Consider the following 13,064-nt stretch of genomic DNA (forward strand, 5'->3'; position numbering starts at 1 on the left):
GGCCGAATCGGTGTGGCAGAAATCCGAGGGGCAGGCGGAGGCCTGGCCCGGCATTCGACGGGCGTACCCCCTTGCCCACCGGCGTGCCTCACGGTAAGCCGGGCGTCTGCGGCGCCACCAGGCAGGCCGTTCTCTGCGCGCTGGACGTCCTCGGATACGAGCGCCCGACCCAGCTGCGCGGCGAACGGGCCCGGCTGGTCGGCCTGGTCCTGCCCGAGCTGCGGAACCCCGTCTTCCCGGCCTTCACCGAAGTGGTCGGCGGCGCGCTCGCCCAGCGGGGACTGGCCCGGGTGCTCTGCACCCGGGCCAAGGGCGGTGTCTCCGAGGCGGACTACGTCGAGCTGCTTCTCCAGCAGCAGGTCTCCGGTGTGGTCTTCGCGGGCGGCCCGTACCCTCGGACGAGCTGCTCTTCGAACCGGAGCTGGTGGTGGGCGGCTCCACCGCCCAGCCGCCGCGCGAGAATTCCCGGTGATCCGTCGCTGATGTGCGGCTGACCGGCCCCCGCGCCCCGGACGACGAAACCGACGAAACCCAGGAAGGCGCTCCCGTTGACCCCGCCCCGTACCCCGCAGATCCCGGTCGTCGTCCTGGCGGGCTTCCTCGGCTCCGGCAAGACCACGCTCCTCAACCACCTCCTCCGCAACCGGGCGGGCACCCGGATCGGTGTGATCGTCAACGACTTCGGGGCCATCGAGATCGACGCCATGACCGTCTCGGGTCAGGTCGGCTCGACGGTCTCGCTGGGCAACGGCTGCCTGTGCTGCGCGGTCGACGCGAGCGAACTCGACACCTTCCTGGAGACGCTCACCCGGCCCTCCGCCCGGCTGGACGTGATCGTCATCGAGGCGAGCGGCCTGGCCGAACCCCAGGAACTCGTCCGCATGCTGCTGGCCAGCGACAACCCGCACATCCTGTACGGAGGTCTCGTCGAGGTCGTCGACGCGGCGGAGTTCGACCGCACCCGGGAGCGCCACCCCGAGCTCGACCGTCATCTCACCGTCGCGGACCTCGTCGTGCTGAACAAGACCGACCGGATCGGCGCGACGGAACACGAGGAGCTGCGCGAACGGGTCGCGGCGCTGAGCGGGCCCGCCGCCGTGATCTCCGCCGAGCACGGCCGGATCGACCCCGAGCTGCTCTTCGACCCCGCGCTGCGGCCCGACGGCGAGGAGGAGACCCGTCAGCTGACCTTCGAGGATCTGCTGCGGGAGGAGGGGTGCGAGGGGCATGAGGACCACGCCGGCCATCTTCACGCGGCGTACGAGAGCGTCGAGTTCACCTCGGACGTCCCCATGGACCCGCGCCGCTTCATCGCGTTCCTGGACTCCCGGCCCGAAGGCCTCTACCGGATCAAGGGGTTCGCGGACTTCGGCGCCGGCGACCGGCACAACAAGTACGCGCTGCACGCGGTCGGCCGGTTCCTCCGGTTCGTGCCGCAGCCGTGGGCGCGGGGCGAACCGCGGCTCACCCAGCTCGTCATGATCGGCGCGGGCATCGACGCCGAGGCGCTCCGGGAGGGGCTGGCCGCCTGCCGGGTCGAGAACCCGGAGCAGGCCCTGGCCGATGGCCTGGACACCCCTGACGCCGAACGCGGGATGTGGGGCGTGCTCCGGTACGTGCACCAGGAACCGGACCCCGTGGACGTACCGGAAGCCGATCCCGTGGACGTGCGGGAAGCGGCCGCGGAGGTGTGACACCCCCGGGCCGCTTCCCACCGTACGGAAGAGGGGCCTACAGCGGGGGACCCGCGATCACGGCCACCGGCTGGAGCAGCGGCGTGCCCGAACCGTCGCGCCTCGGGTCGGGCTCCGGCAGCTTCGCCGGGGAGCCGTTCTTCTGGGCGGCCCTCGCCGGGGTGGCGCCCGCCCAGGCGAAGACCAGGACGTCCTCGCCCTTCAGGAACCGCTGGCAGCGCACCCCGCCGGTCGCCCGGCCCTTGCGCGGATACTGGTCGAACGGGGTGAGCTTGCACGTCAGCACCGAGTCGTCGAGCGTGCCGTGTGAACCGGCCACCGTGAACACGACCGCGTCCGCCGCAGGGTCCACCGCCGTGAAGGACAGCACCTCGGCCCCGGCCCCCAGCTTGACGCCCGCCATGCCTCCGGCGGCCCGCCCCTGCGGCCGCACGGAGCCCGCCGGGTAGCGCAGGAGCTGGGCGTCGGAGGTGATGAAGACCAGGTCCTCCTCGCCCGTACGCAGCTCGGTCGCGCCCACGATGCGGTCACCGTCCTTGAGGGTGATGACCTCCAGCTCGTCCTTGTTGGCCGGATAGTCCGGCACGACGCGCTTCACCACACCCTGGAGCGTGCCGATCGCCAAGCCCGGCGAGGCCTCGTCGAGGGTGGTGAGGCAGATCAGCTCCTCGTTCGCCTCCAGCGTCAGGAACTCGGAGATCTGCGCGCCGCCCGAGAGGTTCGGCTCCGCGTGGGTGTCCGGCAGCTGCGGCAGGTCGATCACCGAGAGCCGCAGCAGCCGCCCGGTGGAGGTCACCGCCCCGACATCGCCGCGCGCCGTCGCCGCCACCGCCGACACGATCACGTCGTGCTTGGTCCGCCGGGCGTCCTCGGAGATCTCCACCGGCTCCGCGTTCGCCGTGCGGGCCAGCAGGCCCGTCGAGGAGAGCAGCACCCGGCACGGGTCGTCCGCCACCTCCAGAGGCACGGAGGCGATCTGCGAACCGGCCGACTCCAGCAGCACCGTGCGCCGGTCCGTGCCGAACTTCTTCGCCACGGCGGCCAGCTCCGAGGAGACCAGCTTGCGCAGCTCCGCGTCCGACTCCAGGATCGCGGTCAGCGCCTCGATCTCGCCGTTGAGCTTGTCCCGCTCGCTCTCCAGCTCGATCCGGTCGAAGCGGGTGAGCCGGCGCAGCGGGGTGTCCAGGATGTACTGCGTCTGGATCTCGCTCAGCGAGAAGTGAGCCATCAGGCGCTCCTTCGCCTGCGCCGAGTTGTCGCTGTCCCGGATGATCCGGATGACCTCGTCGATGTCGAGCAGCGCGACGATGAGACCCTCGACCAGATGCAGCCGGTCGCGGCGCTTGGTGCGGCGGAACTCGCTGCGGCGGCGCACGACCTCGAAGCGGTGGTCGAGATAGACCTCCAGCAGCTCCTTGAGCCCGAGGGTGAGGGGCTGGCCGTCGACCAGCGCCACGTTGTTGATGCCGAAGGACTCCTCCATCGGCGTCAGCTTGTAGAGCTGCTCCAGCACCGCTTCCGGCACGAAGCCGTTCTTCACCTCGATGACCAGGCGCAGTCCGTGCGCCCGGTCGGTGAGGTCCTTCACGTCCGCGATGCCCTGGAGCTTCTTCGCCGAGACGAGGTCCTTGATCTTGGCGATCACCTTCTCCGGGCCGACGGTGAAGGGCAGTTCGGTGACGACGAGACCCTTGCGGCGGGCCGTCACGTTCTCCACGGAGACGGTGGCACGGATCTTGAACGTGCCGCGGCCCGCGGTGTACGCGTCCTTGATGCCGGACAGGCCGACGATCCGGCCGCCGGTGGGCAGGTCGGGTCCGGGGACGAAACGCATCAGCGTCTCGACGTCGGCGCCCGGGTGCTTGATCAGGTGCCGGGCGGCGGCGATGACCTCGCCCAGGTTGTGCGGGGGCATGTTGGTCGCCATGCCCACGGCGATCCCGGACACCCCGTTGACCAGGAGGTTGGGGTAGGCCGCCGGCAGGACGACCGGCTCGCGCTCCTGACCGTCGTAGTTCGACTGGAAATCGACGGTGTTCTCGTCGATCGCCTCGGTCATCAACGACGTGGCGTCGGCCATCCGGCACTCGGTGTACCGCATGGCGGCCGGCGGGTCGTCGTTGCCGAGGGAGCCGAAGTTGCCGTGCCCGTCGACCAGGGGCAGCCGCATCGAGAAGGGCTGCGCCATCCGCACCAGGGCGTCGTAGATCGACGCGTCTCCGTGGGGGTGCAGCTTGCCCATGACCTCGCCGACGACGCGGGCGCACTTCACATAGCCGCGGTCGGGGCGCAGCCCCATCTCGTTCATCTGGGAGACGATGCGCCGGTGCACCGGCTTCATGCCGTCGCGGGCGTCGGGCAGGGCCCTGGAGTAGATCACCGAGTACGCGTACTCAAGGAAGGAGCCCTGCATTTCGTCGACGACGTCGATGTCGAGGATCTTCTCCTCGAAGTCGTCCGGCGGCGGGGTCTTCATGCTACGGCGGGCCATCGCGGCTGCGACTCCTTCTCGGATACACGGATTCTGATCGGACAACCTGGAGTACTGATGCGGACCATTGTGGACCGCCGCACCGACAACGCGGACCTCGACCCGTCCGAAGCGGTCCGAGGCGGCGCGGCCTGAGGCACCATCGACGGAAACTTCCGCGGAACGGGAACTTCGCCAGGTGCCGGTGCGCTTGCTTAGAGTGGCAGGTCTGGCAGGAAGTACCGGTCAGGAAGTCCAGTATCGCGATCGAAGGGACGTACATGCCCATGGGTCACACGGCCACCGCACAGGCCGGCTCCGGCGGCTTGACAGCGACCGAGCACCGCCTGGCCAACGGCCTGCGTGTGGTGCTCTCCGAGGACCATCTGACCCCGGTCGCCGCGGTCTGCCTCTGGTACGACGTCGGCTCACGCCACGAGGTCAAGGGACGCACCGGCCTGGCTCACCTCTTCGAGCACCTGATGTTCCAGGGCTCGGGCCAGGTCAAGGGGAACGGCCACTTCGAGCTCGTCCAGGGGGCCGGCGGCTCGCTCAACGGGACGACCAGCTTCGAGCGGACCAACTACTTCGAGACCATGCCCACCCACCAGGTGGAGCTGGCCCTGTGGCTGGAAGCCGACCGTATGGGCTCCCTCCTCGCCGCGCTCGACGAGGAGTCCATGGAGAACCAGCGCGACGTCGTCAAGAACGAACGGCGCCAGCGTTACGACAACGTGCCCTACGGCACAGCGTTCGAGAAGCTCACCGCCCTCGCCTACCCCGAGGGCCACCCGTACCACCACACCCCGATCGGCTCCATGGCCGACCTGGACGCGGCCACCCTGGAGGACGCCCGCGCGTTCTTCCGTACGTACTACGCGCCCAATAACGCGGTGCTCTCCATCGTCGGGGACATCGACCCCGAGCAGACCCTCGCCTGGGTCGAGAAGTACTTCGGCTCCATCCCGTCCCACGACGGCAAGCAGCCGCCGCGCGACGGCACCCTGCCCGAGATCATCGGCGAGCAGCTGCGCGAAGTGGTCCACGAAGAGGTCCCGGCGCGTGCGCTGATGGCCGCCTACCGCCTCCCGCACGACGGCACCCGCGCCTGTGACGCGGCCGACCTGGCGCTGACCGTGCTCGGCGGCGGCGAGTCCTCCCGCCTGCACAACCGCCTGGTCCGCCGCGACCGTACGGCGGTGGCGGCAGGCTTCGGGCTGCTGCGGCTCGCCGGTGCGCCCTCGCTGGGCTGGCTGGATGTGAAGACCTCCGGCGGGGTCGAGGTGGAGCAGATCGAGGCCGCGGTCGACGAGGAGCTGGCCCGGTTCGCCGCCGAGGGGCCCACCCCGGAGGAAATGGAGCGCGCGCAGGCCCAGTTGGAGCGCGAGTGGCTGGACCGCCTGGGGACGGTCGCGGGCCGCGCCGACGAACTGTGCCGCTACGCGGTCCTGTTCGGCGACCCGCAGCTCGCCCTGAGCGCCGTGGGACGAGTCCTGGACATCACCGCGGAGGAGGTGCGCGAGGCGGCGCGGGCGGCCCTGCGCCCCGACAACCGGGCGGTGCTGGTCTACGAGCCCATCGAGCCGGCCGAGGACGACGGGGCCGTCGAGGACACGGCAGGCACCGAAGCACCCGAGGGGGCGGACAAGTGAGCGACGCCGCCGTGACTGGAGTAGCCATGGACTACCACCCGCAGCCGACCCCGGGCGCCGCCCGGCCGTGGGCCTTTCCCGCACCCGAGCGAGGCGCCCTGCCCAACGGGCTGACCGTGCTGCGCTGCCACCGCCCCGGCCAGCAGGTCGTCGCCGTGGAGATCTTCCTGGACGCGCCGCTGGAGGCCGAGCCCGAGGGCCTGGACGGCGTGGCCACGATCATGTCGCGGGCGCTGTCCGAGGGCACCGACAAGCACAGCGCCGAGGAGTTCGCCGCCGAGCTTGAGCGCTGCGGCGCCACCCTGGACGCGCACGCCGACCACCCCGGTGTCCGGGTCTCCCTGGAGGTCCCGGCCTCCCGGCTGGCCAAGGCCCTCGGTCTGGTCGCCGAGGCGCTGCGAGCCCCGGCCTTCGCCGAGAGCGAGATCGAGCGCCTCGTCGGCAACCGCCTCGACGAGATCCCGCACGAGCAGGCCAACCCGTCCCGGCGCGCCGCCAAGCAGCTCTCCAAGGAGCTCTTCCCGGCCACCGCCCGGATGTCCCGCCCGCGTCTGGGCACCGAGGAGACGGTGCGCCGGATCGACGCGGCCGCGGTGCGCGCGTTCTTCGAGGCCCACGTCCGCCCGTCGACCGCGACCGCCGTGATCGTCGGTGACCTCACCGGCATCGACCTGGACGAGCTGCTGGCCGACACCCTCGGCGACTGGTCGGGCAACGCGGGCCAGGCCCGCCCGGTCCCGCCGATCACCGCGGACGACACCGGCCGTGTGGTCATCGTGGACCGCCCGGGCGCGGTCCAGACCCAGCTGCTGATCGGCCGGATCGGCGCCGACCGGCACGAGAGCGTGTGGCCCGCACAGGTGCTCGGCACGTACTGCCTGGGCGGGACCCTCACCTCCCGGCTGGACCGGGTCCTGCGCGAGGAGAAGGGCTACACCTACGGTGTGCGCGCCTTCGCCCAGGTGCTGCGCTCCAGCGGCCCCGACTCGGGCGGCGCGGCCATGCTCGCGATCAGCGGCTCGGTGGACACCGAGTCCACCGGACCGGCGCTGGAGGACCTCTGGAAGGTCCTGCGGACGCTGGCCGCCGAGGGGCTGACCGACGCCGAGCGCGAGACGGCCGTGCAGAACCTGGTGGGCGTCGCCCCGCTGAAGTTCGAGACCGCCGCCTCCGTCGCGAGCACCCTGGCCGACCAGGTCGAGCAGCACCTCCCCGACGACTATCAGGCCCACCTCTACGCCCGGCTCGCCGAGACGGGCACGGTGGAGGCGACCGCCGCCGTCGTCAACGCCTTCCCGGTGGACCGGCTGGTCACGGTCCTGGTCGGGGATGCCGCTCAGATCGCGGAGCCCGTAAAGGCGCTCGGCATCGGAGAGGTGTCCGTCGTCACCGGCTGACGCAAGCGCACTGTAACGGGGCAAACAGGACCTCGGCGAACAATAGTTCGTCGGGGTCCTCCCTTTTGCCCGATTAGGGAAGTTCATCAACTTTGGTGAATAAGTTTCCTGTCTGCCCTGTGGGATGTGCGACAAATCCCCTTGTCCGTTTGGTGATGGGAAGGCGGCCCGCTTAGCGTCGGCTCCGCTGTCCGTCACCCGTATGCCGCATCCGCGGCGCCGGGCAGCGATCGCCGAGTCCCCGTCAGGCGCGAGCCTGGGGAGCCGGGGACCCACGCAGTCCCTGGGGTGAATCGGAGATCCGCGCCACACCCGGCGCGGCGATCCGTAGGAGACCTTCCTGCTCCGAACCCGTCAGCTAACCCGGTAGGCGAGAGGGAAGGAAAGGATCAGCCTCTTCATGGCGTTCACCCGTGCCACCGGGAAGCACCGTGCCCCGAGCCGCCTCACGCGCCGGAGCGCCCAGGCCGCCGGAATCGCGGCTCTGACCACCACCGGAGTCCTCGGCTCGCTGGCCTCTCCGGCCCTCGCCGCGGACGCCGAGGCGCCCAAGGTCGTCGACACCGGCCTCACCCAGGCGATCGCCCTCGACGCCACCCTCGCCGAGCAGATCGACGCCCAGGCGGAGGCGCAGCGGCAGCAGGCCGAAGCGATCGCCAAGGCGAAGGCGAAGGCCGCCGCCGAAGCCAAGGCCAAGGCCGCCAAGGCCAAGGCGCGGGCGGAGGCCGAGCGCAAGGCCGAGGCCCGCGCCAAGGAGATCCGCGAGGAGAAGGCCCGCGCCGCCCGCGCCGCCGAGCGCGCCCGCCTGAACGCCTTCCACCTCCCGGTCGCCGGATCCCACGTCACCACCGGCTACAAGGCGGGCGGTTCGCTCTGGTCCTCCGGCAGCCACTCCGGCGTGGACTTCATGGCCCCCTCCGGCAGCTCCGTCGTCGCGGTCGGCGCCGGCACGGTCGTCGAGGCCGGCTGGGGCGGTGCGTACGGCAACAACATCGTGCTCCGGATGGCGGACGGCACGTACACCCAGTACGGCCACCTCTCCTCGATCGGCGTCTCCGTCGGCCAGAGCGTCGCCTCCGGTCAGCAGATCGGCCTGTCCGGCTCCACCGGCAACTCCACCGGCCCGCACCTGCACTTCGAGGCCCGGACCACCCCCGACTACGGCTCCGACATGGACCCCGTCGGCTACCTGCGCTCCCACGGTCTGAACGTCTGACCCCACCCGCGCACCCCGCTTCCCGAAGGCCCCGGCTCCCCGCCGGGGCCTTCGGCAATTCCGGCGGAATCCCTCGTTCCGGGGTGCGCGGCAGGCCTTCTTCGGCCAGCGGATATCCATGGATTCCGGCCTGCCGTCGGAAATTCCGGCGGATTGCAATAGAGTCACGGAACAGACGTCGGGCGGCCGCGTTTCGCGGGGATTGAGGCGGAGGTTCGGACATGCGCATTCCCGCGCATTCGGTATGCACGGCAATCCGTGACGACATCGTCTCCGGTGTCTACGAGCGCGGTAGCCGCCTCACCGAGGAGCTGCTGGCCCGGCGGTACGGGGTCTCCCGCGTCCCGGTCCGCGAGGCGCTGCGCACCCTGGAGTCCGAGGGCTTCGTCGTCACCCGCAGGCACGCCGGGGCCTGTGTCGCCGAGCCCACCGAGCAGGAGGCGGCCGACCTGCTGGAGGTGCGGATGCTCCTGGAGCCGCTGGGCGCCGCGCGCGCCGCCCAGCGCCGTACGGACGCCCACCTCAAGGTGCTCCGCGGGCTGGTGAGACTCGGTCAGGAGCGGGCCCGCCGGGGCGAGGGCGAGGATCTGCGCTCGCTGGGCGGCTGGTTCCACGAGACCCTCGCCCAGGCCTCCGGCAGCCCCGGCCTGATCGCGCTGCTCACCCAGCTCCGGCACAAGACCGCCTGGATGTACGCGGTCGAACAGCCGGTCCGCCCGGCCGACTCCTGGGCCGAGCACGGCGCCATCGTGGACGCCGTGGCACGGGGCGACGCCGAGCGGGCCAGGGCGCTCACCGCCCAGCATGCGGAACGCGCGGTGGCGGCCCACCGGCTCCGCCGCCCGGACCGGCCCGGGCGCCGCGCCGCCGCCGGGCCCCGGGTGAGCACTTCGCAACCTGGCGTAAACATCGCGAGTGCCCGTCATTAACAATCGCGCCGTATACAAAGGGGAGTAATTGCGGAGGGCGGTATTCGTGTTGCCTGAATTCCCGGTGCGCGGATATCTCCGGGAAAGCGAAAGAGCCGCAGCCCCGGCAAGGGGTCGCGGCTCTCACGTATTTCCGTCCGGTGGGGGCGGACGGATCGCCCGTGGGGCGGGCGGGACGGGTCAGACGGTCTCGGGAAGCTCTTCCAGTCCCTCGGCGACCAGCTTCGCCAGCCGGTCCAGAGCGGCCTCGGCGTCATCCGCGTCGGACGCGAGGACGATCTCCTCGCCGCCCTGCGCGCCCAGACCGAGCACGGCGAGCATGGACGCGGCGTTCACCGGGCTGCTGTCGGCCTTGGCGATCGTCACCGGGACGCCGGACGCCGTGGCGGCACGGACGAAGATGGAAGCGGGGCGGGCGTGCAGGCCCTCGGCCCAACCGACGTTTACGCGGCGCTCAGCCATGGTTCTGCCCTTCACATATCAACGGTTGTCTAGACCAGTCTCTCATGCGGTGCGCAGTGCTGTGCCCGGCCTCCCGTCCGGTCACCGCGCCCCGGCCGCCCTCGGCCGGGCCTCATCAGACTGCCCCGGCACCGATCCCTCCGCGACCGGGATGCCCGCCGTAGGCTTTGTCCATGCAGCCCACGCCGGAGCAGAGTCCGCATCACGCGTACCCCGACCACTGGGAAGCGGACGTGGTGCTCCGCGACGGTGGCACCGCGCGCATCAGGCCGATCACCACGGACGATGCCGAGCGACTTGTCAGCTTCTACGAGCAGGTGTCCGACGAGTCGAAGTACTACCGGTTCTTCGCCCCGTATCCCCGGCTATCCGACCGGGATGTGCACCGCTTCACCCATCACGACTACGTCGACCGGGTGGGACTGGCCGTCACGATCGGCGGCGAGTTCATCGGCACGGTCCGCTACGACCGCATCGACGACCGGGGCCGCCCCGCCTCCGCCCCCGCCGACGAGGCCGAGGTCGCCTTCCTCGTCCAGGACGCCCACCAGGGCCGCGGCGTCGCCTCCGCCCTGCTCGAACACATCGCCGCGGTCGCCCGTGAACGCGGCATCCGGCGTTTCGCCGCCGAGGTGCTCCCCGCCAACAACAAAATGATCAAGGTGTTCCGGGACGCCGGGTACACCCAGCGCCGCAGCTTCGAGGACGGCTCCGTCCACCTCACCCTCGACCTGGAACCCACCGAGAAGTCCCTCGCCGTCCAGCGCGGCCGCGAGCAGCGCGCCGAGGCCCGCTCGGTCCAGCGCCTGCTCGACCCCGGGTCCGTCGCGGTGATCGGTACCGGACGCACCACCGGCGGAGTGGGCCGCACCGTCCTGCGCAACCTCCTCGCCTCCGGCTTCACCGGCCGTACGTACGCGGTGAACCGGGCCTTCGACGAGGGCCTGACCACCCTCGACGGGGTCCCCGCCCACCGCTCGCTCGGCGAGATCGACGAGCGGGTCGCCCTCGCGGTCATCGCCGTCCCCGCCCACCGGGTCCCCGAGGCCGTCGCCGACTGCGGGGAGCACGGCGTCCAGGGGCTCGTCGTCCTCTCCGCCGGGTACGCCGAACGCGGCTCCGAGGGCCGTGAGCTCCAGCGCGAACTGGTCCGCCAGGCCCGCTCGTACGGCATGCGGATCATCGGCCCGAACGCCTTCGGCATCATCAACACCGCCGAGACCGTCCGGCTCAACGCCTCCCTCGCCCCCGAGTCGCCCGCCCGCGGCCGGATCGGCCTGTTCACCCAGTCCGGGGCGATCGGCATCGCCCTGCTCTCCGGCCTCCACCGGCGCGGCGCCGGGCTGTCCTCGTTCATCTCGGCGGGCAACCGGGCCGATGTCTCCGGCAACGACTTCCTCCAGTACTTCTTCGAGGACCCGGACACCGACGTAGCCCTGCTCTACCTCGAATCGCTCGGCAACCCCCGCAAGTTCACCCGCCTCGCCCGCCGCACCGCCGCCGTGAAGCCCGTCGTCGTCGTGAAGGGCGCCCGGCACAGCGGCACCAGCCCGCCCGGCCATGCCGTCCCCGTCAGCCGCATCCCCGACACCACGGTCTCCGCCCTGATGCGGCAGGCGGGCGTGATCCGCGTCGACACCGTGACCGAGATGGTGGATGCCGGACTCCTCCTGGCCGACCAGCCGCTCCCGGCGGGCCCCCGGGTCGCGATCCTCGGCAACTCCGAGTCGCTCGGCCTCCTCACCTACGACGCCTGCCTCGCCGAGGGGCTCCGCCCGCGCCCGCCGCGCGACCTCACCACGGCAGCCTCCCCGCAGGACTTCCGGGACGCGCTGGCCGAGGCGCTGGCCGACGGGACGTGCGACGCGGTGATCGTCACCGCCATCCCGTGGGTGGGGGAGAACGGCGAGGCCGAATCCGGCGACGGCGAGGTGCTGGCCGCCGCCCTGCGAGGAGCCGCGGCCGGGGGCCCGGCCAAGCCGGTGGCCGTCGTCCATGTCGAGATCGGCGGCCTCGCCGAGGCCCTGGCCGCCGCGAGCAGCACGGCCGCGCCCCGCCCCGGGCCGCCGACACCTGCCGCAGCCCGGACCACCACCCCGCCCACCACTGCCCCGGGAACAGCCACCGTCCCGGGAACAGCCACCGGGCCGGGCGCTGCCGCTGCCCCGGAGACGACCACCTCCCCGGGAACGCCCGCCACCCCGCCCACCGCCGCCGCCCCCGGATCACCGGCCATGGCGCCCCCAGCCGTCCGGGCCGACCGGCCCGCAGGGCACCCCGCGCAGCAGCCGGACGCGGCGGCCGGGGCACGTACCGGCGCCGAGCAGCCGCAGCCCGCCCGCGTCGGCCGCATCCCCGCCTACCCCGCCGCCGAACGCGCCGTACGCGCCCTCGCCGAGGCCGTGAAGTACGCCCAGTGGCGACGGCAGGCGGCCGTGCCGGGCAAGGTCCCCGAATTCCTCGACGACACCATCGACGAGGCCGGGGCCGCCGCCCTGATCGAGGCGCAGCTCGCCACCGCCCCCGACCCGCGCGGACGCCCGCTCACCCACGACGAGGCCCGCGAACTGCTCGGCCGCTACGGCATCCCCGTACGCCCCACGCTCCCCGCCCCGGCCCCAGAGGCAGCCGTCGCCGCGGCCGCCGTGCTCGGCTACCCGGTGGCGCTGAAGACCACCGCACCCCACCTCCGCCACCGCGCCGACCTCGGCGGGGTCCGCCTCGACCTCGCCGACGAGGAGGCGCTGCGCCGGGCGTACGGAGACCTCACCGACCTCCTGGGCAAGCCCGCCGAACTGCTCCCGGTCGTCCAGGCGATGGTCCCGCGCGGTGTGGACACCGTCGTGCGGGCCTCCATCGACGCGGCCGCCGGGGCCGTGCTCTCCTTCGGCCTGGCGGGCGCACCCTCCGAACTGCTCGGCGACACCGCGCACCGGCTGGTCCCGGTCACCGACCGGGACGCCGCCGAGCTGATCCGGTCGATCAAGGCGGCCCCGGTGCTGTTCGGCTGGCGCGGCTCCGCCCCGGTGGACACAGCGGCGCTGGAGGAGCTGCTGCTGCGACTGTCCCGGCTGGTCGACGACCACCCCGAGGTGGTCTCCGTGGCGCTGGAACCGGTGGTCGTGGCCCCTCAGGGCATCGCCGTGCTCGGCGCGAGCGTCCGGCTGGCCCCACCGCCCCCGCGTGGTGACCTCGGCCCCCGCCGCCTCCCGAACTACTGAGGGCACCGGTGACTGCCGGGGCG

The 13,064-nt window shown here is 72.1% G+C and carries 8 protein-coding genes, 1 pseudogene and 1 riboswitch; of the genes and pseudogenes, 7 read left to right on the forward strand and 2 right to left on the reverse strand.

Features of this window, described 5'->3' with window-relative positions; genetic code table 11:
- Positions 1-71: 71 nt before the first annotated feature.
- Both CIB93_RS27430 and CIB93_RS27435 read left to right on the forward strand, forming a co-directional pair.
- Positions 72-392, forward strand: a pseudogene (locus tag CIB93_RS27430) (LacI family transcriptional regulator); the annotation flags it as partial.
- Positions 393-548: 156 nt separating this feature from the next.
- Positions 549-1,694 carry a GTP-binding protein gene (locus CIB93_RS27435; protein ID WP_096630704.1) on the forward strand — a complete coding sequence of 382 codons (1,146 nt, stop codon included), beginning with the start codon at positions 549-551 and terminating at the stop codon, positions 1,692-1,694.
- 37 nt (positions 1,695-1,731) lie between these two features.
- On the opposite strand, the gene CIB93_RS27440 is transcribed toward CIB93_RS27435, so the two are convergent.
- Positions 1,732-4,185, reverse strand: a complete 2,454-nt coding sequence (locus CIB93_RS27440) for a DNA topoisomerase (ATP-hydrolyzing) subunit A (RefSeq protein ID WP_096630705.1) — start codon at positions 4,183-4,185, stop codon at positions 1,732-1,734.
- A 266-nt stretch (positions 4,186-4,451) separates the two neighbouring features.
- Here CIB93_RS27440 and CIB93_RS27445 point away from each other — a divergent pair, with 266 nt between their 5' ends.
- The 4 genes from CIB93_RS27445 to CIB93_RS27460 all read left to right on the forward strand — a co-directional run bounded on the left by CIB93_RS27445 (position 4,452) and on the right by CIB93_RS27460 (position 9,358).
- Positions 4,452-5,816 (forward strand): pitrilysin family protein, encoded by a 1,365-nt coding sequence (locus tag CIB93_RS27445; RefSeq protein WP_179500270.1) that lies wholly within the window; start codon positions 4,452-4,454, stop codon positions 5,814-5,816.
- A 26-nt stretch (positions 5,817-5,842) separates the two neighbouring features.
- On the forward strand, positions 5,843-7,213 hold the full coding sequence (locus tag CIB93_RS27450; protein WP_096630709.1) for a pitrilysin family protein: 1,371 nt from the start codon (positions 5,843-5,845) through the stop codon (positions 7,211-7,213).
- A 221-nt stretch (positions 7,214-7,434) separates the two neighbouring features.
- Positions 7,435-7,601, forward strand: a riboswitch (cyclic di-AMP (ydaO/yuaA leader).
- 12 nt (positions 7,602-7,613) lie between these two features.
- Positions 7,614-8,429 carry a M23 family metallopeptidase gene (locus CIB93_RS27455; RefSeq protein WP_096630710.1) on the forward strand — a complete coding sequence of 272 codons (816 nt, stop codon included), beginning with the start codon at positions 7,614-7,616 and terminating at the stop codon, positions 8,427-8,429.
- 221 nt (positions 8,430-8,650) lie between these two features.
- The gene (locus tag CIB93_RS27460) at positions 8,651-9,358 is read left to right on the forward strand and encodes a GntR family transcriptional regulator (protein WP_096630712.1); all 708 of its coding nucleotides are present in this window, start codon (positions 8,651-8,653) and stop codon (positions 9,356-9,358) included.
- A gap of 180 nt (positions 9,359-9,538) precedes the next feature.
- Here CIB93_RS27460 and CIB93_RS27465 read toward each other — a convergent pair whose 3' ends face one another.
- A complete protein-coding gene (locus CIB93_RS27465) occupies positions 9,539-9,820 on the reverse strand; it encodes an HPr family phosphocarrier protein (protein WP_096630713.1) in 282 nt (93 codons plus the stop codon).
- A gap of 173 nt (positions 9,821-9,993) precedes the next feature.
- On the opposite strand from CIB93_RS27465, the gene CIB93_RS27470 reads away from it, so the two are divergent.
- Positions 9,994-13,041, forward strand: a complete 3,048-nt coding sequence (locus CIB93_RS27470) for a bifunctional GNAT family N-acetyltransferase/acetate--CoA ligase family protein (RefSeq protein ID WP_096630715.1) — start codon at positions 9,994-9,996, stop codon at positions 13,039-13,041.
- Positions 13,042-13,064 lie beyond the last annotated feature (23 nt).

It is taken from the genome of Streptomyces sp. WZ.A104 (assembly GCF_002382885.1).
Classification (GTDB): domain Bacteria; phylum Actinomycetota; class Actinomycetes; order Streptomycetales; family Streptomycetaceae; genus Streptomyces.